Origin of the sequence: Haloarchaeobius sp. FL176, from assembly GCF_024609245.1 — an archaeon.
In the GTDB taxonomy this organism is placed as follows: Archaea; Halobacteriota; Halobacteria; order Halobacteriales; family Natrialbaceae; genus Haloarchaeobius.
The window spans coordinates 347,170-369,221 of record NZ_JANJYH010000004.1; the positions used below are offsets into that span (position 1 = coordinate 347,170).

Sequence of the window (22,052 nt, forward strand, 5' to 3'; positions counted from 1 at the left end):
GCCCGGTTGGACGACCCGACCGTTCATCAGGCGGTGTCCGGGGTCACTGGCTCGCGGGGCCCGTCACAGGCTGTGTCGAGACAGCGTCGGCCGCCCCCGTCTCGAAGACGGGGAGGCCGCAGTCGCAGTCGCCGACGATACTGCCCGACGGGAAGCTGTAGCTCGTGTCGCAGTCCGGGTAGTCGTCACAGCCCACGAGCAGGCCGCCCTTGCGGAACACGCGGAGGTCGTCGGCGCAGTCCGGGCAGTCCCACTCGCGGTCGAACCGGTCGATGACGGCCTCGTAGAGCGACTCGCAGGTGTAGTCGACGCAGCAGTCGATGGGCGTTCCACGCTCGACGCGGATGCGGGGGAGGCCACAGTCACAGCGGCCGCCGTGACAGGTCGCGTCGGTGGGAACGACGTGCTCGCGGTCGCAGTCGACGCACGCGACGGCGCGGGTGGTTCTGACGAGGACGCCGTCGCAGTCGGGACAGTGCCCGACCGGCTCGCCGGCGTCGGAGGCGGGGTACGAGCCGACGAGGTGGAGGTTGTGCGAGCGGACCCGGAGCGTCCGGTCGCCGTCGTGGGCCGTCAGGTTGAGCCCGTCGTCGGTCGTGACCGCGACCGCGTCGGCGCGGGTGAGCCACGCGACCGGCTGGTAGCCGTCGGCGTCGTGGACGAGGACGGTGTCGTCGGGTTTGACGACGACGGCGACCTGGCCGCGGTGCTCGGTGCGGTCGCCGTTCTCGAACGTCGCCGTACAGTCGCCCACGAAGAGGCGGAGGGTATCGGACATACCCCCTCTGGTCGCGTTCCGGTACTTGAACCCTGAGACGCGAATGCCTACGCCTTGACGACGACGGTGCTGCCGAGGAGGTCGCCGATGCGCTGGCTGTCGTCGGTGACGGCGATGACGATGACGGCGATGAGGCCGCCCTCGAAGCCGAGCAGCAGGTTCCGGATGATAGAGGCCCCCCACGTGCACTCGCGGCCGTCGTCCATGACGACCTTGATGTCCATCATCTGTTTGCCGAACGGCTGCCCGCCGTTCGCCTCGAAGTAGACCTTGTAGCCGACCGCACCCGCGAACGCGAGACCGACGAAGAGGAACAGGACGAGCGCACCGAGACCCTCGGACACCGACCCGAGGACGCCGGCGAGAATGAATCCAACGAACGCCAGCCCCCCGCCGATGACGCTGGCGATGATGCTGTCGATGAAGTACGCGACGATTCGTGCACCCAGAGTGTCGGTGTTCCCGGCCCCGCGCGTCTGCCTGTGTCGAGTTGCCATATACAGTCGTCCCGCCTACCGACTATAAAAATTATCGGCTCGAAGGTGTTGGCAACAAAACAGGGTGCGAACGGTGCTGGCCGTTAGAGCCAACCGCTCCTCACGGCGGGGGCTCGACGGGACCGACGGACCGATACGCCTCGCGGTCCGAGCGAGCGTATGCACCACGAGGCGGTCCTGTTCGACATGGACGGCGTGCTCGTCGACTCCGAGCACTACTGGGTCGAGCGCGAGGAGCGCGACATCCTCCCGTGGGCGGTCCCCGATGCGACCGTCGAACCCAGCGAGATAACCGGGATGAACTACCGCGAGATACACGACTACCTCGTCGAGCACTACGACGTGGCCGTAGCGAAAGAGGAGTGGGTCGCCCGCTTCGACGAGACGGCAGCCGAGATATACGCCGAGCACGCCGCCCTGCTGCCGGGCTTCGCGGACTGGCTGCCGGCTGCGCGCGGGGACGTGCCGGTCGCCGTCGTCTCCTCGTCGCCGCACCACTGGATCGACCTGGTCCGCGAACGCTTCGACCTCGCGTTCGACGCCCGCGTGAGCGCCGAGGACATCGACGGCCCGGGCAAGCCAGCGCCCGACATCTACGAGTACGCCGCCGACGTGGTCGACCTCGCCCCCGACCGCTGCGTCGCCGTCGAGGACTCCGAGCACGGCATCGCGTCGGCCGTCGCCGCCGGCTGCACCTGCGTCGGCTACGTCTCCGGTGCGGACGACAGCCTCGACCACTCCGCGGCCGACCACGTCGTCGACTCGCCCGAGGAACTGCTCGCGACCGTCGACGAGCTGCTCGGGCGGGACGACTGAACGGCCCGCTCCAGTCGACCGGCGTCACCCCTGTTCGAGGTTCTCTCTGGTACGTTCCGCATCGCGCTCGAGCACCCGGGCCGTCCACGTGGGGGACGGCTCGTCGTCCCTCGACCCCGCCGCAGCCGCCGACTCGTCGTCCTCTCGTATCGGTCGCGCGCCGACGACCGTCGCGTGCCAGCGGCCCCGCGCCGTCTCGACGGTGCAGTTCGTGGCGAGGAGTTCGGGGACGCCCGTGTCGCGTCGCGCATCGACGACGGTGAACAGCCACCAGAGCAGCGACAGCGACACCGCCCCGGCCGCCACCGGCGTCCACCACGGCAGGCCGAGCAGCGACGCCGGCCCGATGGTCATGAACACGGTGACGAGCGGGAACGCGACCCAGAAGACGATTCGCCGCTCCCGGCGGTCCCTGCGGTCTTCCCGGCGACGCTGGACGATCTCTGCCCCCTCGCCGGCCGGAACTGCCTGCACGGGGTCGCAGTCGCTCTCCGGTGGGTACCGCAGCACGTCGACGTGACCGTCCGGGTCCACGCCTGATTGTCACCGATAGAGCATACTAACGGTTTTGTGGCTGTCGTTCCGACGGGCGGTTCCACCGTCTACAGTCAGTCCTCGACCTGCACCGTCCGCGTCACCGTCACCGGCACCAGCGGATGGTCGGGGAAGGCGACGGACACCTCGTAGGAGAGCAGGTCGTCGGTCGCACCGAAGACCCCCACCGGCACCGTCGCCTCACCGTCGAGGTACGTCTCCGTCGCGGTCATCTCGACGCCGTTGACGGTCACCCGGAGCCCCGCGTTCGCGCCGCGCCCGCTGTTGCGTACGGTCACCTCGCACATCTCGTTCTCGCCGCGGGCGACGGTCTCCGGGAACTCTCCCCACTCGACTGCGACGTTCGGGAGGCCCGACGCGCCCTCGTGAACCTGCTCGGCGACGCCGGCCGAGAGCCCGGCAGCTTCGAGCGCGTCGGGGCCGGCGTCGGCGACGTCGCCGGGCGTCTTGAACCCCTCTTTGGCCAGCTTCGAGGCGCGCCCGGAGCCGACGCCGTCGATGGCCGTCAGGCCGACTGCGTCGGGGGCGACGCCGTTCTCGACGCGGGCCTCGGCGCGGCGCGCACAGTTCGCGGCGTGCGGGTCCGCGAAGCGGTCGAGGAACGCCTGCAACGCCGCGAGCAGCCGCAGCGCGTTCTGCTTGATGACCCAGGCGTCGCTGCGGAGGTCGCTCGGCGTCGTCCCGTTCATCGAGCCGACGAGGATGGCGAGCACCTTCCGCGCGCCGGCGTCCATGTCGCCGGTGTCGTTGCCGGCGAGCACGTCGTCGACGGCCTCCTTCTCGGACTGACGCGCGCTCACGCTGTCGAACTCGGCCGCCGTCGCGACCGCGCCGAGCACCGCCTTCTCGTCGATACCCTCGCTCGTCGCGAGGTCGTAGAACCGCTCCGCGGTGTCGAGTCTGAGGTAGAACTTCGAGGCGAGCACGCCCAGTCCCGTCGCCTCGATGCCGAGGTCGTCGCCCGTCTCGACGAAGCCACGCTCCACGAGGGATTCGAGCACCGTCCGGACGCGCTCACGCCGGTCCTCGAAGCCGTACGCCTCCGGGTTCGACCGGGCACGCTGGAAGTAGAACGTCGTCTCCAGCCAGCTCATCACGTCGTCCAGGTCCTGCACCGTCCCCATCGCGATCTCGGCGTTGAGGTGTGCGTCGAGGTTCTCCGCCAGCCGGCTCTCGATCTCCTTGCCCTCCCGCAACAGTCGGCGGTACTTCCCGGCGTCGGAGCCGTCACAGACGACCCAGCCGTAGCCCACGTCGTCGTAGCCCGGCCGCCCCGCACGGCCGAGCATCTGGAGCACGTCGAGCGGGCTCATGTCGACCTCCCCTTCGAGGGGATCGTGTATCTTCGTGTCCCGGATGACGACACAGCGCGCGGGCATGTTCACGCCCCACGCGAGCGTCGACGTCGAGAACAGCAGCTGGAGCTTGCCCTGCTTGAACCACTCCTCGACGAGGTCCTTGTCGTTCTTCGAGAGGCCCGCGTGGTGGAACGCCACCCCGTCGATGCAGGAGTTCCGCAGCGTGTCGTTGTCGAGCTGCTGGGTCTCCGTGTGGAAGTCGTAGTCGCCGCGTGCGCCCATGTCGACGTCGCGTTCCGCGACCTCGTCGCGGGCCTTCTTCGCCGCCTGCACCGTGTCCTGGCGCGAGGAGACGAAGACGAGCGCCTGCCCGTCCTCGTTCAGGTGGGGCTCTGCCAGGTCCAGCGCCCGGTACAGCCGCCGGTACTTGTCCGCAAAGGAGTTCTCGCCGTGGGTGTACGTCTTCACGCCCGCGTTCAGGTCCACTGGCCGGTACTCGTCGTCGAACTCGAACGTCGCCTCCGGCGGCGCGTCGAGCCACGCCGCCACGTCGTCGACGTTCGGCATCGTCGCCGACAGCGCCACTACGCGGGGGTCACAGAGCCGCCGGAGCCGTGACACCGTCACCTCCAGCGTCGCACCCCGTCGGTCCGAATCCAGCAGGTGCACCTCGTCGATGATGCAGACGTCGACGTCGGTGATGAAGTCGTACCGGGCCGTGTCGTGCTTGCGCGTCGCCGAATCCAGCTTCTCCGGCGTCATCACGAGGATGTCCGCGTGGCGCGCCCGCCGCGGGTTCAGGTCCCGCTCGCCCGTGACGACGTACACCGAGTAGCCAAGCTCCTCGAAGCGGTTCCAGTCGGCCTCCTTCTCGTTGGTCAGTGCCCGGAGCGGCGCGATGAACAGCGCGGTGCCGCCGGCGTCCAGCGTCTTGCAGATGGCCAGCTCGGCAAGCGCCGTCTTCCCGCTCGCAGTCGGCGCGCTGGCGACGACGTTCGCCTCCGAGTCCAGCAGGGCGGGCAGCGCCTCCCGCTGCATCCGATTGAACTCGTCGAAGGCGAAGGCGTCTGCAAAATCGGGGACGACCTCGGCGACCTCCATTCTGTGTGTGTCCGGGGGCCGGGTAGTCAAAGGCGTTTCCGTAGCGGAGCGGAAGTGATACTGGTGCGTGTTACCCCCGTGTCGTGATTCGTGGCTCGGACTCCGATGGAAACCATCCGTTCACGACTCGACGATGGACTGGAGACCAGCGTAGAGCAGCACTGCGATACCGTAGAACAGCAACGAGAAGACCGCGACAGCAACGACCCCCAGGATACCGCCGCCGTCGGGGTCCACGAGTAGTTCCGCCGTTCCGATTCCGAGTGTCAGGGCGACGACCACCATCAGGAGTGGAGTCACCACTTCGAACAGGAACGTCCAGATAGCACCGTGAGTCCGTTCGCCAGTCATCCTCGCTTGTCACCCGGCCGATTCGGCTGCAGCGTCGGACGCCTTCGCCGCGGCGCGCTCCAGCATCCCGTCGCTGGTCTCGTACCAGTAGTAGGCGGCGAGCCCGAGCGCGACGGCGACGTTCGAGAGGGTGACGGCCCAGAAGACGGACTGGACGCCGCCGCCGAGCAGGTAGACCCCGACGGCGGCGATTGGCAGCCGGACGCCCCAGTACTGCATGAGGGAGGCGACCATGCTGGTCTTGGTGCGGCGGGCGGCGTTGAAGCCGCCCCGGAGCAGGTAGCCCGCGCCGATGGCCCAGTAGCCGAGCGCGAGGATCTGCAGGTAGTCCACGGTGTACGTGAGCGCCTGCGGTGCGATGTCGGGGACGAAGACGGTCGCGAGGGCTTCGGGAACGACCCACTGGACGGCACCCGCGAGGGTGAGCATGGCGACGGCGATGGCGACGCCGGTCCATGTCGTCGAGCGGGCGCGGTCGGTGTGGCCCGCACCGAGGTTCTGTCCGATCATCGACTGGGCGGCCTGCTGGAGGCCGCTGGCGGGGATGAACGCCACGCTGGCGACCCGGGCACCGATGACGTAGGCGGCGAGGCCGGCGGTGCCGCCGGCGACGAACACGAGGACGACGACGACGATTCTGACGGCGTCCTGGGCGACGCGCTGGCCGGCGTTGGGCCAGCCGACCGCGAGGAGCTCCCGACAGTCCGACAGCGAGAGTCGGGCGTCGGCGCGGGTGAGCTGGAAGGTGCCCCGGAGTCCGAGCGCGAGCGCGAGCACCAGCAGGAAGCTGGCAGCGTAGCCGGCGGCGGTCGCGAGCGCCGCGCCCGTGACCGCCAGCCCGTCGAAGCCGGGGACGCCGTAGCCGAAGATGAGTACGGGGTCGAGGACGACGTTGACGGCGACGGCGGTGACGTTGACGTACAGCGTCGCCCGGGTGTCGCCCCAGCCGAGGAAGCCAGCCTCCAGCGAGTCAGAGAGCCCCATGAACAGGAAGACGGGCGCGTAGGCTGCGAAGTACGTGATGGCAGGTTCGACCGCGCGTGCGTCGGGATCGACCGTCGCGATGGCGCGGACGAGCGGGTCGGCGAAGAAGAAGGCGAGGAGGGCGGCCGCGGTACCGAACAGGAACGTGAGGACGACGCCGTTGAACGCGGCGCGTCGAGCGGATCGCTCCTGGTCCGCACCGACGCGCTGGGAGACGACGACGTGCGCGCCGACCATCGGGCCGACGACGGCGAGCGCGACGAGGACGGAGGTCAGCGGCGTCACGAGACCGACGGCTCCGAGTTCGGCCTCGCCGATGCGGCCGAGCCAGAAGGCGTCGACCACCTGCTGGACGACCTGGACGAGGTTCTGGACCACGAGCGGTGCCGCGAGCGCGACGAGCACCTTCGGTATGGACCCCGTTCGTATGTCGTCCGGTGACACGTCGAACATCTGCTCGTTAATGCACTGGAACGCGACTGGCACAAAACTCTGTCGACCATTACCGATGGATAAGTGTTCGCACAGAATGTAATCGAGCTGCCAGCCGTGTCGGCCGTCACCGGAACCCCGACGCTTTTTCTGCCCCGGGACCGGAGTTCCCGGTATGAGCCGTTCGCGGAAGCCCGACTGGCTGAAGATGCGACCGCCGGCGGGCCGGGAGTTCACCGACATCAAGCAGACGCTGCGTGACCACGACCTGAACACTGTCTGCGAGGAGGCGAACTGCCCGAACCTCGGGGAGTGCTGGAGCGGCCGCAACGGGAGCACCGACGGCGGGACGGCGACGTTCATGCTGATGGGGCACCGCTGCTCGCGTGGCTGTAACTTCTGTGACGTCGAGACCGGCGGGATGGAGCCGCTGGACCCCGACGAGCCCGCGAACGTCGCAGAGGCCATCGCCGAGATCGGCCTCGACTACGTCGTCCTCACCTCGGTCGACCGCGACGACCTGCCCGACCAGGGTGCGGAGCACTTCGCCGAGACCATCCGCGAGATCAAGGAGCGCCACCCCGGCATCCTGGTGGAGGTGCTCATCCCGGACTTCCAGGGTGAGCCCGACCTCGTCCGGAAGATCATCGATGCCGAACCGGACGTCATCGCGCACAACGTCGAGACGGTCGAGCGCCTCCAGTGGCCGGTGCGGGACCGCCGTGCGGGCTACGAGCAGTCGCTCTCGGTGCTGGAGCAGGTCGCCCAGGAGTCCGACATCTACACGAAGACGAGCCTGATGCTCGGCGTCGGCGAGTACCACCACGAAATCTGGCAGACGCTCTCTGACCTCGCGGAGATAGACCTCGACATCGTCACGCTCGGGCAGTACCTCCAGCCCTCGCGTACCCACCTCGACGTCGAACGGTACGTCCACCCTGACGAGTTCGACACCTGGCGGGACGTCGCCGAGGAGGAGTTCGAGTTCCTCTACTGTGCCTCCGGGCCGATGGTCCGCTCGTCGTACAAGGCCGGCGAGCTGTTCGTCGACGCCGTGCTGCGGGACGGCAAAGGTGTGGAGGAGGCGAGGGAGGCGGCGCGTAGCGTCGCCTCCGACTAGCGAGCGGGGAGCGGAGCGACCCGCGAGCAGGGGAGGGAGGCCGCGCGAAGCGTGGCCTCCGACTGAGTGTTCGGGGCGGCTCGGTGCTCCTGGCTCCCGGGAGCCTTCCCGCCAAACATCGACCTACGTGAGCACGCCACATCATCGATACAGATTCACACGCATTCTCCGAAATAAACTCCCGCCCATTCGTCCAGAATTGAGGATAGAAGACCGTGAGGAACCCAGGTCCCCCGGCTATTGGGGTACGAAACTGGAAACCTGTGCAGCTTCGAGGCGAAAATCGCAAATCTGTGCGACTGTATGGCAAGAATCGGGTTGATAGTAACGTTTTTACGAAAACCATATAACGCGAGCGGGAGACATTCGATACATGTCAAGGTGGGTTCTACCGTGAGCACGATTCAGCACGACCCCCGCGAGCGCGTACAGGTGCTCGACGACGCGGGCCGGGTGCTCGACGACGCGGAGGTGCCAGACATCGACGACGACGAACTCGTCGAAATATACAAACAGATGCGGTTGGCCCGCCACTTCGACCAGCGGGCAGTCTCGCTCCAGCGCCAGGGACGCATGGGAACCTACCCGCCACTCTCAGGTCAGGAAGGCGCCCAGATCGGGAGCGCCCACGCGCTGGACGAGGAGGACTGGCTGTTCCCGTCGTACCGCGAGCACGGCTCGGCGCTCGTCCGTGGCGTTTCGCTGGAGAAGACGCTGCTGACATGGATGGGCCACGAGTCCGGCAACAACATCCCGGACGACGTGAACATGTTCACCACCGCGGTGCCCATCGCGACGCAGATCCCCCACGCGACGGGTGCGGCGTGGGCCTCGAAGCTCCAGAACGAGGAGAAGGCGTTCCTCTGCTACTTCGGCGACGGCGCGACCTCGGAGGGAGATTTCCACGAGGGGATGAACTTCGCCGGCGTCTTCGACACGCCGAACGTGTTCTTCTGCAACAACAACCAGTGGGCCATCTCGGTGCCACGAGAGAAGCAGACCGCGAGCGAGACCATCGCCCAGAAGGCCAACGCCTACGGTTTCGAGGGCGTGCAGGTCGACGGGATGGACCCCCTCGCCGTGTACAAGGTCACGCGTGACGCCGTCGAGAAGGCGAAGAACCCCGACGACGATGAGCTGCGACCGACGCTCATCGAGGCGGTCCAGTACCGTTTCGGCGCACACACCACCGCCGATGACCCCTCCGTCTACCGGGATGACGAGGAGGTCGAGCGCTGGAAGCAGAAGGACCCGATCCCACGCATGGAGACGTTCCTGCGCCAGCACGGCCTGCTCGACGACGAGCGGGTCGACGCCATCGAGGCCGAGATCGAGGACGAGGCCGCCGACGCCATCGCCGCCGCGGAGGCCGTCGAGCGCCCCGACCCCGAAGAGATATTCAAACACGTTTATGCGGGCATGCCGAAAAAGCTGGATGAACAGCTGGAGTGGTTCAACAGCGTCCGCGAAGAGTTCGGCGACGACGCACTCCTGGAGGACTAACACATGGCTACGCAAGACACTGCATCCGAGACTGAGAACCTGACGCTCGTGCAGTCCGTCCGCGACGGGCTGTACACCGAGATGAAAGAAGACGAAGACGTGCTCGTCATGGGCGAGGACGTCGGGAAGAACGGCGGCGTGTTCCGCGCGACAGAGGGACTCTACGAGGAGTTCGGCGAGGACCGCGTCATCGACACGCCGCTGGCCGAGTCCGGCATCGTGGGCACCGCCATCGGGATGGCCGCCTACGGCCTGAAGCCCGTCCCCGAAATCCAGTTCATGGGCTTCATCTACCCGGCGTTCGACCAGATCGTGAGCCACGCGGCGCGCATCCGTACCCGCTCGCGCGGCCGGTTCACGTGTCCGATGGTCATCCGCGCACCGTACGGCGGTGGCATCCGCGCGCCGGAGCACCACTCCGAGTCGACGGAGGCGATGTTCGCCCACCAGCCCGGCCTCAAGGTACAGATCCCGAGCACCCCGTACGACGCGAAGGGGATGCTCATCTCGGCCATCCGCGACCCGGACCCGGTCGTGTTCCTCGAGCCGAAGCTCATCTACCGCGCGTTCCGCGACGAGGTCCCGACGGACGACTACGAGGTCCCGCTCGGTGAGGCCGCCGTGCGCCGTGAAGGCACGGACATCTCGGTGTACACGTGGGGTGCGATGTCCCGGCCGACCATCGAGGCCGCCGAGGAACTCGCGGAGGAGGACGGCATCAACGTCGAGGTCGTCGACATCCGCTCCATCTCGCCGCTCGACGAGGAGACCATCGTCGAGTCGTTCAAGAAGACCGGCCGCGCCGCGGTCGTCCACGAGGCCCCGAAGTCCGGCGGCCTCGGCGGCGAGATCGCCTCCATCATTCAGGAGGAGGCACTGCTGTACCAGGAGGCACCGGTCGAGCGCATCACCGGCTTCGACACGCCGTTCCCGCTGTACGCGCTCGAGGACTACTACCTGCCGGAGCCCGCACGCATCAAGAAGGGTATCCGCGACGCGGTGAACTTCTGATATGCCCCAGGAATTCAAGCTTCCCGACGTCGGTGAGGGCGTCGCCGAGGGCGAGCTGCTCGAGTGGCTCGTCGAGCCCGGCGACACCGTCACCGAGGACCAGCCGGTCGCGAAGGTCGAGACAGACAAGGCCGCCGTCGATGTCCCCTCGCCGTACAACGGCACGGTGAAGGAACTGCTCGCCGAGGAGGGCACGATGGTGCCCGTCGGCGACGTCATCATGGTGTACAACGTCGAGGGCGAGGACGACCTCGAGGACACGACGCAGTCCGGCGCGGGCGAGAGCGAGGAGCCCGCGGCGGCCGACGCCGACGAGGCAGCGGCGGACACCGAACCCGCCGGCGACACCGAGGAGGTCGAGACGCCCTCGGGTCGCGTGTTCGCTCCGCCGAGTGCCCGGAAGCTCGCCCGTGAGCTCGGTGTCGACATCGCCGCGGTCGAGGGCACCGGTCCCTCCGGTCGCGTCACCGACGCCGACGTGCGCGCCCACGCCGAGGGCGGCGACGAGGCGGAACCCGAGCCCGCGACCGCCGAAGCTGGCGAGGACACTGCGGCGGCGACCGAATCCGCCGACGCTGACGCTGGCGCTGCCGCCGGCCAGGCGGCCGCGAGCACGACGACGCCCGCGCCGCAGCAGGTCGAGGCCGCGAACCGCGAACAGACGCTCGCCGCCCCGGCGACCCGGAAGCTCGCCGAGGAGGAGGGCGTCGACCTGAACGCCGTCCCCACCGACGAGACGAAAGAGGGCGAGGCGTTCGTCACGCCCGAGGCCGTCCGCGAGTACGCCGAGGCACAGCGCCAGGCCCAGGAGGCCGACACGCAGGCGATGGCCGCCGGCGAGACGCTGGGTGAGCCGGGCCAACGCGAGGAGCGCGAGCCGTTCCGTGGCGTCCGTCAGACCATCGCCGACGCGATGGCCGAGTCGAAGTACACCGCCCCGCACGTCACCCACCACGACGAGGTCGACGTGACCGCGCTCGTCGAGGCCCGTCAGGAGCTCAAGCCCCACGCCGCCGAGAAGGACATCAAGCTGACCTACATGCCGTTCGTGATGAAGGCGTGTGTGGCGGCGCTGAAGGAGTATCCCATCGTCAACTCCTCGCTCGACGAGGAGAACGAGGAGATCGTCAAGAAGCACTACTACAACATCGGCGTCGCCACCGCGACCGACGTGGGCCTGATGGTCCCCGTCGTCAAGCAGGCCGACCGGAAGGGCCTGCTCCAGCTCTCCTCCGAGATGAACGAGCTGGTCTCGAAGGCCCGGGAGCGCTCGATCGCGGTCGAGGAGATGCGCGGCGGCACGTTCACCATCACGAACATCGGCGGCATCGGCGGCGAGTACGCCACGCCCATCATCAACTACCCCGAGACCGCCATCCTCGCGATGGGCGAGATCAAGAAGAAGCCCCGCGTCGTCACCGACGACGACGGCGAGGACTCCATCGAGATTCGTCACGTCATGACGCTGTCGCTGTCGTTCGACCACCGCATCATCGACGGTGCGGAGGGCGCACAGTTCACCAACGAGGTCATGAAGTACCTCGAGAACCCGCAGCTGCTCCTGCTGGAGTAAGCGGACCGTCGGTCTCCATTCCCGACACGTCGTTCCTGCTATCTCACCGCACAGACAGGGATGCGTATCGTGGCACACGCGGAACGAGCAGTCATTTCGCCCGGCCGTCCCACGCTGCTCGCGAGCGTCGCCGCCGGCGTCGCCGGCGCTACGGTCGACAGACAGTACGCGAGGCGTGAAAAACGGACACAGGTCGCCGCTGTCGCGTAGGAGTGGACCCTGATGGTGGGTCACTCCGGTCCCCCGTTGCGACCGCCCCCCGACGGTCGCACACTCGGCAGTGCCCGACGGTCCCCCCGGGCCGTCGAAGCGATTCGGCCTGCCCGACTATCGGGACGCACGGACACGTGTTATACGCACCGCTGAGACGGCGTCTCACCCGTGAGACACCGTCACAGTTTGCGAACGGTTAACTCGGCCCCCTCGAATACGGCCACATGGACCGGGAGGCTGTCGACGACGCCGTCGCCCTGCTACAGCGTGCACCCGTCCTCGCGGCCTGCCGCGACGGTCCCATCGACCGAGGTACCCTCACAGAGCGTGCGGGCGTCTCGCGTGCGACGGCCTACCGGGCGACGAACGTGCTGGCCGAGCGCGGGCTGCTGGAGCGGGAGGCGGGTGACTACCGCTTGACTGGTCTCGGGCGAGCCGTCCTCACACGCGTCGAGTCGTTCGAGGCAGGGTTGACGGGTGCACTGACGCTGGCACCCGTACTGGCACGCGTCGACGCGCCGGAACTCGTCTCGAACACCCATCTCTTCACCGACGAGACGGTGCTCACCGCGGACCCGTCGGCCCCGTACCGCATCGACCAGGAGCTCGCGGCTATCGTCGGCGAAACCACCCGGAAGATGGTCGGGGTCACGACCTCGTTCGGGTCGCCGACGGTGATGGAACGGACGTACGAGGTCGTCCGGAGCGGCGTCGCGGTCGAGTGGGTGCTCACGCCAGGGGCGTTCGACGGTGTCCGCGACCAGCACGGCGAGGGGCACGACGAACTCATGGGGCTGGACACCACGGCGACGTACCTGGCCGACGAGCTGCCGCTCGACATCGCCATCTACGACGATACGCTGGTGGTTCCGAGCTACGACGCGGGGAGCGGTGCTGTCGCTGCCGTGGCGACAACGGACGACCCGGACGCCGTCGCGTGGGGCCGCGGCGTGTTCGAGGACTGTCGGGACCGGGCGGAGCGGCTCGACTGACCGGAATTTCCTGTCACGTGCCCACATGGGCCGACCCACATCGGCGCTCCGTCTCCGGGTTCTGGCCGCACTGGCAATTCCTGCGGCTTTTTATGGCTGCTGGTCGGGTGTTGTAGTATGGTCGTCGGAGACGTCACTACTGGCACGGACGTACTGGTCATCGGCGCGGGTCCGGGGGGCTACGTGGCCGCCATCCGCGCCGGACAGCTCGACCTCGACGTGACGCTCGTCGAGCGCGACGCCTACGGCGGGGCCTGCCTCAACCGGGGCTGCATCCCGTCGAAGGCGCTCATCACGGGCTCGAAGCTGGCCCACGACGCGGGCAACGCGGAGGACCTCGGCATCCACGCGAACCCCGCCGTGGACCTCTCGCAGATGATGAACTGGAAGGACGGCGTGGTCGACGGGCTGACCGGCGGCGTCGAGAAGCTCTGCAAGGCCAACGGCGTCAACCTCGTCGAGGGGACCGCCGAGTTCTCCGGCGAGAAATCGGTCCGCGTCGTTCACGGCGGCGAAGGGCAGGGCAGCGAGTCCATCGACTTCGAGCACTGCATCATCGCCACCGGCTCGCGGCCCATCCAGGTGCCCGGCTTCGAGTTCGACGGCGAGCACGTCATCTCCGCCGAGGCGGCGCTGGACCTCCAGACCGTCCCGGACGAGCTGGTCGTCGTCGGTGCGGGCTACATCGGCATGGAGCTCGCCGGCGTCTACGCCCGCCTCGGCACCGACGTGACCGTCATCGAGATGCTCGACGACGTGCTGCCGCCGTACGAGGACGACGTGAGCCGGGTCGTCCGCAAGCACGCCGAGGAGCTCGGCGTCGAGTTCCACTTCGGCTACACCGCCGAGGACTGGGAACAGTCGGGTGACGGCGTCGTCGTCACCGCCGCGCCCGCAGCCGCCGACGGTGGCGAGGCCGCCGAGGCGGAGGAGCAGGAGGTCCTCGAGCTCTCGGGCGACAAGGTGCTCGTCGCGGTCGGCCGCCAGCCCGTCACCGACACGATGGACCTCGAAGCGGCCGGCATCGAGTCCGACGAGAACGGCTTCATCCAGACCGACGACCGCGCACGCACCGAGAAGGACCACATCTTCGCGGTCGGCGACGTCGCCGGCGAGCCGATGCTCGCCCACAAGGCCAGCACGGAGGGGCAGGTCGCCGCGGAGGTCATCGCCGGCGAGCCGTCGGCGGTCGACTACCAGGCGATGCCCGCCGCCGTCTTCACCTCGCCCGAGATCGGCACCGTCGGCCTGACCGCCGACGAGGCAGAAGAACAGGGCTTCGAGCCGATCACCGGCAAGTTCCCGTTCAACGCCAGCGGTCGCGCGATGACCGCCAACGAGACCGACGGCTTCGTCCGCATCGTCGCCGACGAACCCAGCGGCTTCGTGTTGGGCGCACAGATCGTGGGGCCGGAGGCCAGCGAACTCGTCGCCGAACTCGGACTCGCCATCGAGATGGGTGCGACGCTCGAGGACATCGCCTCGACGGTCCACACGCACCCGACCCTCGCCGAGTCGACGATGGAGGCCGCCGAGAACGCGCTCGGCCACGCTATCCACACGCTGAACCGGTAGAACCGACAGACAGCTCCGGCAAACACTGCTCGCGGCGGGGGTGTCCGCCCGTCTCGGTAGGAGGTTTCTAACAATGTACTTCCAGTGTATCGGGTGTAGCTGGGGGAGAGCGACAGCAGGATGCTGTAGCGGTCTCCCGGCGGCTGTCCGGCCCACGGAGGCCTGGAGCCGCCGGGCCGACTGCTCGCGATAGGGCACCGACCCGGCAGCTGATCAGAGTCCCATCTGGAGTGCCCCGGCCGCGGGGCCGTCGTCCATCCTGTGCAGCGCCTACCTACCCGGGCTTCCACGCCATGCTAGCCGAGCCACCGGCACGTACTTGCTGTTTTGTGTCGTGCTCGGCATCGTGTTCGTCACCCTCGGCCTGGCACTCGCCGAGGACGACGGCGACAGCGCAGACGCGGAGGCGGACCAGCGACGCTGACTGTCGCCCCGACGGCCTTTTGCCCACCACCGATGTACGGGGAGCCATGCCAGTCGTCACGCTCGGGCCCGCCGGGACATACTCGCACCGCGCCGCCAGCGCCGTCGCCGACGGGGTCGAGTTCCGCGAGTCCGTGACGAGTATCGTCGAGGCCGTTGCCGACGGCCACGCCGAGCGCGGCGTCGTCCCCATCGAGAACAGCATCGAGGGCAGCGTCACCGAGACGCTCGACGCCCTCGCCGAGTTCGACGTGGCGGTCACGCAAGAGGTCGTCACGCCGATCCGGCACGCACTGCTCGCCCAGCGCGACGAGTTCGACACTGTCGCGAGCCACCCGCAGGCGCTCGCACAGTGCCGCGGCTTCCTCGACGATAACTACCCCGACGCCGACCGCGAGGCCGTCGCGAGCACAGCCCGGGGCGTCGAGCAGGCGCGCGGGGACGAGTCCGTCGCGGCCATCGCTCACCCCGGCACCGCCGACGACACCGTCTCGCTGCTCGCGGAGGACATCCAGGACCGCACGTCGAACGCGACCCGCTTCTTCGTCGTCGCCCCGCCCGCGGACCGCGCCGACGCCGGCGGCAAGACCACCCTCGTCGTCTACCCCGGTGCGAACTACCCCGGGCTTCTGCTCGAACTGCTCGAACCCTTCGCCGACCGCGATATCAACCTCTCCCGGCTCGAATCCCGCCCCTCCGGTGAGCGCCTCGGCGACTACGCCTTCCACGTCGACGTCGACGCCGGCCTGTTCGAGGAGCGCACGCAGGCCGCGCTGGAGGACGTCGAGGAGCTGGCGAGCGCCGGCTGGGTCCGGGTGCTCGGGTCGTACGATGTCGAGCACGTGCTGGAGTGATCTATCGGCGATTCGGATGCATTGACCGGGAACAGCTGTCTATCTGAATCCGTTCTGGGAAATTTCACCGTAAGGTACTGTCTGGTTAGGCCAGTTTGAGGAACGACCAGAACCTGCTCAACTACCAATCACAGCCGACACAACACACTTAATTGCCACCCCCGCGGTACCGCAACCATGGTTACCGGTATCGAGACCGAACTCCTGAACCTCCTCAGCGTCTTTATCCTCGCTGCTGGCGTCGGTGTCGTCGTCGCGAAGGTCGGGAACTTCCCCTACACCATCGCGCTGTTGCTCGCCGGGCTGGCGGCGTCTATCCTCGGGGTGCAGTTCGGCATCGAGCTCTCGCACGACATCATCCTGCTCGTCCTGCTCCCACCACTGCTGTTCGAAGGTGCGGCGACGACGGACCTCGAACAGTTCCGGCGGAACCTCCCCCCGATTCTCGCGCTGGCTGTTCCCGGACTGATCATCTCGGTGCTGATTCTGGGCGTCGTCGGGGAGGCAGCGTTCGACTTCCCGCTGCTGATCGCACTGCTGTTCGCGTCGATGATCCTGCCGACGGACCCGGTCTCGGTGCTCGCGCTGTTCGAGGAGCTCGGTGCGCCGGAGCGCCTTGCGACCATCGTCGAGGGCGAGAGCCTGCTGAACGACGGGGTTGGCGTCGTCGTGTTCACCGCACTGCTCGCGCTCGTCGAGGAGGCGGGCCAGAGCGGCGACATCGCGTTCACGTCCGACCTCGTCGTCGACGTGGGCCTCGAAATCGTCGTTTCCAGCGTCGGCGGCACCGTCGTCGGGCTGGTGGCGGGCTATCTCGTCTACCGCGTGATGATCAACCTCGACGAACACATGACCGAGATCGTGCTCACGGCCATCCTCGCGTACGGGAGCTTCCTGCTGGCCGAGCACTACGTCGGCGTCTCCGGTGTCATCGCGACCGTCGTGGCCGGGCTGTTCATCGGGAACAAGGGCGCGGAGTACGCGATGAGCCCGCAGACGAAGATCTCCATCTTCAATACGTGGGAGACCGCCGCGTTCATCGTCAACACGTTCATCTTCGTCGCTATCGGCACGGCGACGCCGGTGAACCAGCTGCTCGAACACGGCCGGCTCATCCTCGTCGCCATCGTGCTCGTGGTGGTTGTCCGGGCCATCATCGTCTATCCCATCACGACGCTGTTGAACCAGTTCCAGTCGAACGACGTCTCGCTCTCCTACCAGCACGTGATGGTGTGGGGCGGGCTGCACGGCTCCATCCCCATCGCGCTGGTGCTCGGGCTGCCGGCGACGCTGCCCTCGGGCACGCCGTTCCCCTTCCGGGAGGAGCTCCGGGCGATGGTGTTCGGCGTCGCCGCGTTCAGCCTCATCGTGCAGGGGCTCTCGATGGGGCGGCTGCTGAACGGACTCGGCATCGTCACGCGCTCCCCGGCCGCCGAACTGTACGAACTGCTCGTCGGTCGCGCACGGGCGGTCGACAGCGCGCTCGACGCGGCCGAGGAGCTGGAATCCGCCGGCGAGCTCTCGGCCTCGACGTACGAGGAGTTCACCACGGAGTACGAGCGCGAGAAGGCGGACCTCGACACTGCCATCCGCGAGTTGTTGGACGAGCATCCCGACATCAGACACCAGGAGGTGCTCGCCGGCGAGCGGCGGGTGCTCCAGCGCGAGAAGAGCGCCATCATGGACGCCACGCGCTCGGGGGTCATCTCCGACGACGTGGGCGACCGGCTGATGGAGGAGGTCGACCTCAAGCTCGACCGCGTCAACTCGGGCGAGACCACCGTCCGCGAGCACGAGGAGGGCTACGAGGAGTTCTGGCGGACCCGTGCGGCGGAGTTCGGCATCGCCGCTGCCGCGCTCGACGAAGACGAGACCGAGGAGTAGCCCCGACCCACCCGTCCTCTTTTGTCCGAAGCCGGGACCAGTCCCGCCGTGCGCTGAGTACCGACGGGCGGCGTCTCGCGGGTGTGCGGACACGCGCCGTCCGGCTGACCGTCCGCCTGTTCGCCCCCACCGAACGACGTGCTTACGCGAGGAGTTTAAGTGTCCACCCGCCGTATCTGTCGGATACAATGCGACGAAATCCGTTCGAAGAACTCGAGGAGATGTTCGACCGTATGGGCCGACAGTTCGAGCACAGGGGTACGCCGACGTTCGAATCGGTGCCGGTCGACATGCAGGACCACGGCGACGAGTACGAGATCGTCGCGGACGTCCCCGGCTACGACACCCACGATATCGAACTCACGTTCTCGGATGGTGCCATCACCATCGACGCGAGCCGCGAGGAGGAGACCGAGGAGGAAGCGGACGGCCACTACGTCCACCGCGAGCGCCAGACGTCGGTCAGCCGGAGCATCCGTCTTCCCGAAGCCGTCGACGAGGACGCCATCAGCGCGAGCTACACGAACGGGACGCTCACCGTCACCGCGCCGAAGCTCGACGTCGAGGAGGGTCACCGGATCGACATCGACTGACCGGAATCCAAATCGGTGGCCGTCGCTACGGCAACGTCTCGAGGACCGCGACGATGGTCGGCACAACTGCGTCGGGCCAGGCATCGGGGCACTACGCCCCGCATTTCGGCGGTTCGACCGGGAACTCGACGGCCTGGAACGTCACGCGGTCGAACGCGTCGGCCGCGAGTCGTCCGACGAACGCCGCGTTCTCGCGTTTCGTACTCACCCCGCCAGTGGCGAGGTCGTAGTACGCGCTGAACGCCTGGCAGGCGACGACCACCTCGTACTCGTCAGATATCCGTCTCCAGCGAGCGGAGCAGTTTCACGGTGTTTCTCATTGGGCGGACCCGATGCTCGACCGGCCACGCGAGCGCCGGTCGCGCCGCTGCCAGGGCCGCGACCAGTCGCTCCTGCACCTCGTGTGTGAACTCGCCCACGAGCCGCAGCTGGGCTGCGTCAGACGTAGTTCACGTGGGCACGGTGAGCCGGGGGTCGCTGCCCAGGACCGCGGTCCCTCGACGCCGTGCGACCGGCTCCGTGCTGTCGAAAGAGAGTCCTTTTAACGACTCCGAGTGAACGGTTTCCCATGACATACGACCCGCAGACACTCGAATCGGAGTGGCGGGACCGCTGGCGGAGCGAGGGGCGCTACGAGGCGGACCCCGGCGACGTCGCGGACGAGGACCCCACGTTCGTCACGGTGCCGTACCCGTACCCCAGCGGCGGGATGCACATCGGGCACGCCCGGACCTACACGGTGCCGGACGTGTATGCGAGATACCGACGCCAGCAGGGCGACAACGTCCTGTTCCCCATCGCGTGGCACGTCACCGGGACGCCCATCATCGGCGCGGTCGAGCGACTCAAGAAGCGCGAACCGGAGCAGATGGATGTCCTGCAGAACACGTACAACGTCCCCGAGGACACGCTCTCCGAGATGGAGACGCCGATGGGCTTCGCCCGGCACTTCATCGAGGAGCACTACAAGAAGGGGATGAAGCGCCTCGGCATCTCCGTCGACTGGCGACGCGAGTTCACGACGAACGACGAGCGCTACTCGAAGTTCATCACCTGGCAGTACGAGACGCTCAAGCAGCGCGGCCTGCTGGAGAAGGGCCTCCACCCGGTCAAGTACTGTACGAACGAGGACCAGCCGGTGACGACCCACGACATCCTGGAGGGCGAGGAGGCCGAGTTCCAGGAGTACACGCTGGTCAAGTTCGAGACCGAGATCGACGGTGCCGAGGTCGTCGCGCCGATGGCGACACTGCGCCCCGAGACCGTTCGTGGTGTGACGAACGCGTTCGTCGACCCCGAGGCGGACTACGTGGTCGCAGAGGTCGACGGCGAGTTCTGGTTCGTCTCCGCGAGCGCGGCCGAGAAGCTCAGGCTCCAGGGCCACGAGGTCGAGATCCGCTACGAGTACGAGGGAGGTGACCTCGTCGGCAAGCGGGTGACGAACCCCGTCACCGGCGACGACGTGCTCGTCCTGCCTGCCGGGTTCGTCGACGCGGACAACGCGACTGGCGTCGTCATGTCCGTCCCCGCGCACTCGCCTGACGACTATCTCGCGCTGCAGGAGGCGAAGGAAGCGGCCGACAAGATGGCCGAGTACGGCATCGACGCCGACGAGGTCCGTGGACTCGAACCCGTGCCCATCCTCGAAATCGAGGACTACGGCGACATCCCCGCGAAAGACGCCGTCGAGTCGGCCGGCATCGAGTCCTCCGAGGACCCAGAGCTGGAGCAGGTGACACAGGACCTCTACAACGCCGAGTTCCACTCCGGCGAGCTGCTCGCGGCGTATGGCGAGTTTGCCGGTGGCGTCGTCGAGGACGTTCGCGACGAGTTCAAGCAGTCCTATCTCGGTGAGGCCTTCGGTACGATGCAGGAGTTCTCCGAGGAGGTCGTCTGTCGCTGTGGCGGCGACGTCGAGGTCGCCAAGCAGGACACGTGGTTCCTCCGCTACAACGACCCCGACTGGAAGGAGACGACCCACGAGGCCGTCGCGAGCCTCGACGCTATCCCCGAGAACACCAGAGAGCAGTACGACCACACCATCGACTGGCTCAACGAGTGGCCCTGCATCCGGAACTACGGGCTCGGCACGCGGCTGCCGTGGGACCAGGACTTCGTCATCGAGCCGCTGTCGGACTCGACGCTGTACATGTCGTACTACACCATCGCCCACCGCATCGACGAGGTCGACCCCGAGGCGATGGACCGCGAGTTCTTCGACACGCTGTTCTACGGCTCGGAGGCCGTCGACGACCCCGACGAGACCGCCCTGGAGCTGCGCGAGGAGTGGGACTACTGGTACCCCGTCGACTACCGCTGCTCGGCGAACGACCTGGTGAACAACCACCTGACGTTCTACCTGTTCCACCACGCGGAGCTGTTCGATCAGGCGAACTGGCCCCAGGGCATCACCGTCATGGGCATGGGGCTGCTGGAGGGCGAGAAGATGTCCTCCTCGAAGGGCCACGTCGTCCTCCCCGGCGAGGCCATCGACCGCTACGGCGCGGACACGGTCCGGTTCTTCCTGATGAACTCCGCGGAGCCGTGGCAGGACTTCGACTGGCGCGCCGACCAAGTGACGAGCACACGCGACCAGCTCGACCGCTTCTGGCGGCGGGCCGAGGAGCTCATCGGCGACGGCGAGGTGCCCGACCCCGTCGGGGCGGACGACGCCGAGGACCTCCAGCGGATCGACCGCTGGCTGCTCTCGCAGCTGCAGGACACGATCGAGACCGTCACCGAGGCGATGGAGAACTTCGAGACCCGGTCGGCGAGCCAGGCCGCTTTCTACGACTTCCAGGAGAACCTGCGCTGGTACCGCCGGCGGACCGACACCGAGCGCGAGGGCGCACAGCGTACCCTCCGTACCGTGCTGGAGGCCCGCCTCCGGATGCTCGCCCCGTTCGTCCCCTACATGGCGAACGACCTGCACGAGCAGCTGACCGGCGAGCCCGCCGAGGACGCGCTGTGGCCCGCGGTCGACGACGCGCTCGTCGACCCGCAGGTCGAGGTGGAGGAGTCCCTCGTCGCGGACCTCACCGACGACGTGCGCGACATCGTCGACGTGACCGACACGGACCCCGACACCGTCCGCGTCTACGTCGCCGCCGACTGGAAGCACGACGTGTTCGGACAGGTCGTCGAGACCGGCCCCGACGTGGGTGCGGTGATGAGTCAGGTCATGTCCGACCCGGACCTCCGCGAGCGGGGCGACGCGGTCAACGACCTCGTACAGGACCTCGTCGCGGTCGTCCGCGAGCGCGACGACGAGACGCTCGAGACGCTCGCGACCCTCGACGAGGCGGCAGTGTACGCCGAGGCGCTCGACGCCCTCGAACGCGAGTACGACGCCACCGTCGAGCTCTACCGCGAGGACGACGAGGACGTGGTCGATCCCAGCGGGAAGGCGGGGCAGGCGATCCCGTTCCGGCCGGCCGTCCACATCGAGTAGTCGCGGCCGCCGTCGAACAGGTCTTTCTCCCTCCCGTCCGAAGCCCGA

The 22,052-nt window shown here is 67.8% G+C and carries 19 protein-coding genes and 1 pseudogene; 12 read left to right on the forward strand and 8 right to left on the reverse strand.

Going from position 1 to position 22,052, the window contains the following annotated elements; all coding sequences use genetic code 11:
- Positions 1 to 26 precede the first annotated feature (26 nt).
- Both NO978_RS10205 and NO978_RS10210 read right to left on the reverse strand, forming a co-directional pair.
- A pseudogene (locus NO978_RS10205) lies at positions 27 to 778 on the reverse strand (DUF91 domain-containing protein).
- A 47-nt stretch (positions 779 to 825) separates the two neighbouring features.
- Positions 826 to 1,275, reverse strand: a complete 450-nt coding sequence (locus NO978_RS10210) for an RDD family protein (RefSeq protein WP_257299483.1) — start codon at positions 1,273 to 1,275, stop codon at positions 826 to 828.
- Between the two features lie 159 nt (positions 1,276 to 1,434).
- Here NO978_RS10210 and NO978_RS10215 point away from each other — a divergent pair, with 159 nt between their 5' ends.
- Positions 1,435 to 2,091, forward strand: a complete 657-nt coding sequence (locus NO978_RS10215) for an HAD family phosphatase (RefSeq protein WP_257299484.1) — start codon at positions 1,435 to 1,437, stop codon at positions 2,089 to 2,091.
- A 24-nt stretch (positions 2,092 to 2,115) separates the two neighbouring features.
- Here NO978_RS10215 and NO978_RS10220 read toward each other — a convergent pair whose 3' ends face one another.
- The 4 genes from NO978_RS10220 to NO978_RS10235 all read right to left on the reverse strand — a co-directional run bounded on the left by NO978_RS10220 (position 2,116) and on the right by NO978_RS10235 (position 6,833).
- The gene (locus NO978_RS10220) at positions 2,116 to 2,625 is read right to left on the reverse strand and encodes a hypothetical protein (RefSeq protein ID WP_257299485.1); all 510 of its coding nucleotides are present in this window, start codon (positions 2,623 to 2,625) and stop codon (positions 2,116 to 2,118) included.
- A gap of 74 nt (positions 2,626 to 2,699) precedes the next feature.
- Positions 2,700 to 5,045: a DEAD/DEAH box helicase gene (locus tag NO978_RS10225; protein ID WP_257299486.1), complete on the reverse strand. Its 2,346-nt coding sequence runs from the start codon at positions 5,043 to 5,045 to the stop codon at positions 2,700 to 2,702.
- A 120-nt stretch (positions 5,046 to 5,165) separates the two neighbouring features.
- Entirely contained in the window at positions 5,166 to 5,396 is a 231-nt protein-coding gene (locus tag NO978_RS10230) for a hypothetical protein (protein WP_257299487.1), read from the reverse strand.
- Between the two features lie 9 nt (positions 5,397 to 5,405).
- Positions 5,406 to 6,833: an MATE family efflux transporter gene (locus NO978_RS10235; protein WP_257299551.1), complete on the reverse strand. Its 1,428-nt coding sequence runs from the start codon at positions 6,831 to 6,833 to the stop codon at positions 5,406 to 5,408.
- 154 nt (positions 6,834 to 6,987) lie between these two features.
- Between NO978_RS10235 and lipA the strand changes: the two genes are divergently transcribed.
- The 10 genes from lipA to NO978_RS10285 all read left to right on the forward strand — a co-directional run bounded on the left by lipA (position 6,988) and on the right by NO978_RS10285 (position 18,553).
- On the forward strand, positions 6,988 to 7,932 hold the full coding sequence (gene lipA, locus NO978_RS10240) for a lipoyl synthase (RefSeq protein WP_257299488.1): 945 nt from the start codon (positions 6,988 to 6,990) through the stop codon (positions 7,930 to 7,932).
- 393 nt (positions 7,933 to 8,325) lie between these two features.
- Entirely contained in the window at positions 8,326 to 9,435 is a 1,110-nt protein-coding gene (gene pdhA / locus NO978_RS10245; RefSeq protein WP_257299489.1) for a pyruvate dehydrogenase (acetyl-transferring) E1 component subunit alpha, read from the forward strand.
- A gap of 3 nt (positions 9,436 to 9,438) precedes the next feature.
- On the forward strand, positions 9,439 to 10,446 hold the full coding sequence (locus NO978_RS10250; RefSeq protein WP_257299490.1) for an alpha-ketoacid dehydrogenase subunit beta: 1,008 nt from the start codon (positions 9,439 to 9,441) through the stop codon (positions 10,444 to 10,446).
- A gap of 1 nt (position 10,447) precedes the next feature.
- A complete protein-coding gene (locus NO978_RS10255) occupies positions 10,448 to 12,019 on the forward strand; it encodes a 2-oxo acid dehydrogenase subunit E2 (RefSeq protein WP_257299491.1) in 1,572 nt (523 codons plus the stop codon).
- 60 nt (positions 12,020 to 12,079) lie between these two features.
- Positions 12,080 to 12,229 (forward strand): hypothetical protein, encoded by a 150-nt coding sequence (locus tag NO978_RS10260; RefSeq protein WP_257299492.1) that lies wholly within the window; start codon positions 12,080 to 12,082, stop codon positions 12,227 to 12,229.
- 227 nt (positions 12,230 to 12,456) lie between these two features.
- Positions 12,457 to 13,224, forward strand: coding sequence for a winged helix-turn-helix domain-containing protein (locus NO978_RS10265; protein ID WP_257299493.1), 768 nt, complete (start codon positions 12,457 to 12,459; stop codon positions 13,222 to 13,224).
- A 117-nt stretch (positions 13,225 to 13,341) separates the two neighbouring features.
- Complete coding sequence (lpdA, locus tag NO978_RS10270) at positions 13,342 to 14,799, forward strand: dihydrolipoyl dehydrogenase (RefSeq protein ID WP_257299494.1); 1,458 nt, start codon at positions 13,342 to 13,344, stop codon at positions 14,797 to 14,799.
- A 470-nt stretch (positions 14,800 to 15,269) separates the two neighbouring features.
- Positions 15,270 to 16,076: a prephenate dehydratase gene (pheA, locus tag NO978_RS10275; protein WP_257299495.1), complete on the forward strand. Its 807-nt coding sequence runs from the start codon at positions 15,270 to 15,272 to the stop codon at positions 16,074 to 16,076.
- A 177-nt stretch (positions 16,077 to 16,253) separates the two neighbouring features.
- Complete coding sequence (locus NO978_RS10280) at positions 16,254 to 17,960, forward strand: Na+/H+ antiporter (RefSeq protein WP_257299496.1); 1,707 nt, start codon at positions 16,254 to 16,256, stop codon at positions 17,958 to 17,960.
- 188 nt (positions 17,961 to 18,148) lie between these two features.
- Positions 18,149 to 18,553 (forward strand): Hsp20/alpha crystallin family protein, encoded by a 405-nt coding sequence (locus tag NO978_RS10285; RefSeq protein WP_257299497.1) that lies wholly within the window; start codon positions 18,149 to 18,151, stop codon positions 18,551 to 18,553.
- A 91-nt stretch (positions 18,554 to 18,644) separates the two neighbouring features.
- Here the strand turns inward: NO978_RS10285 and NO978_RS10290 are convergent, their stop codons facing one another.
- Positions 18,645 to 18,815 (reverse strand): hypothetical protein, encoded by a 171-nt coding sequence (locus NO978_RS10290; protein ID WP_257299498.1) that lies wholly within the window; start codon positions 18,813 to 18,815, stop codon positions 18,645 to 18,647.
- Positions 18,816 to 18,825: 10 nt separating this feature from the next.
- Positions 18,826 to 18,972: a hypothetical protein gene (locus NO978_RS10295; RefSeq protein WP_257299499.1), complete on the reverse strand. Its 147-nt coding sequence runs from the start codon at positions 18,970 to 18,972 to the stop codon at positions 18,826 to 18,828.
- Positions 18,973 to 19,121: 149 nt separating this feature from the next.
- On the opposite strand from NO978_RS10295, the gene leuS reads away from it, so the two are divergent.
- A complete protein-coding gene (gene leuS, locus NO978_RS10300) occupies positions 19,122 to 22,004 on the forward strand; it encodes a leucine--tRNA ligase (RefSeq protein ID WP_257299500.1) in 2,883 nt (960 codons plus the stop codon).
- The last annotated feature ends 48 nt before the right edge of the window (positions 22,005 to 22,052 follow it).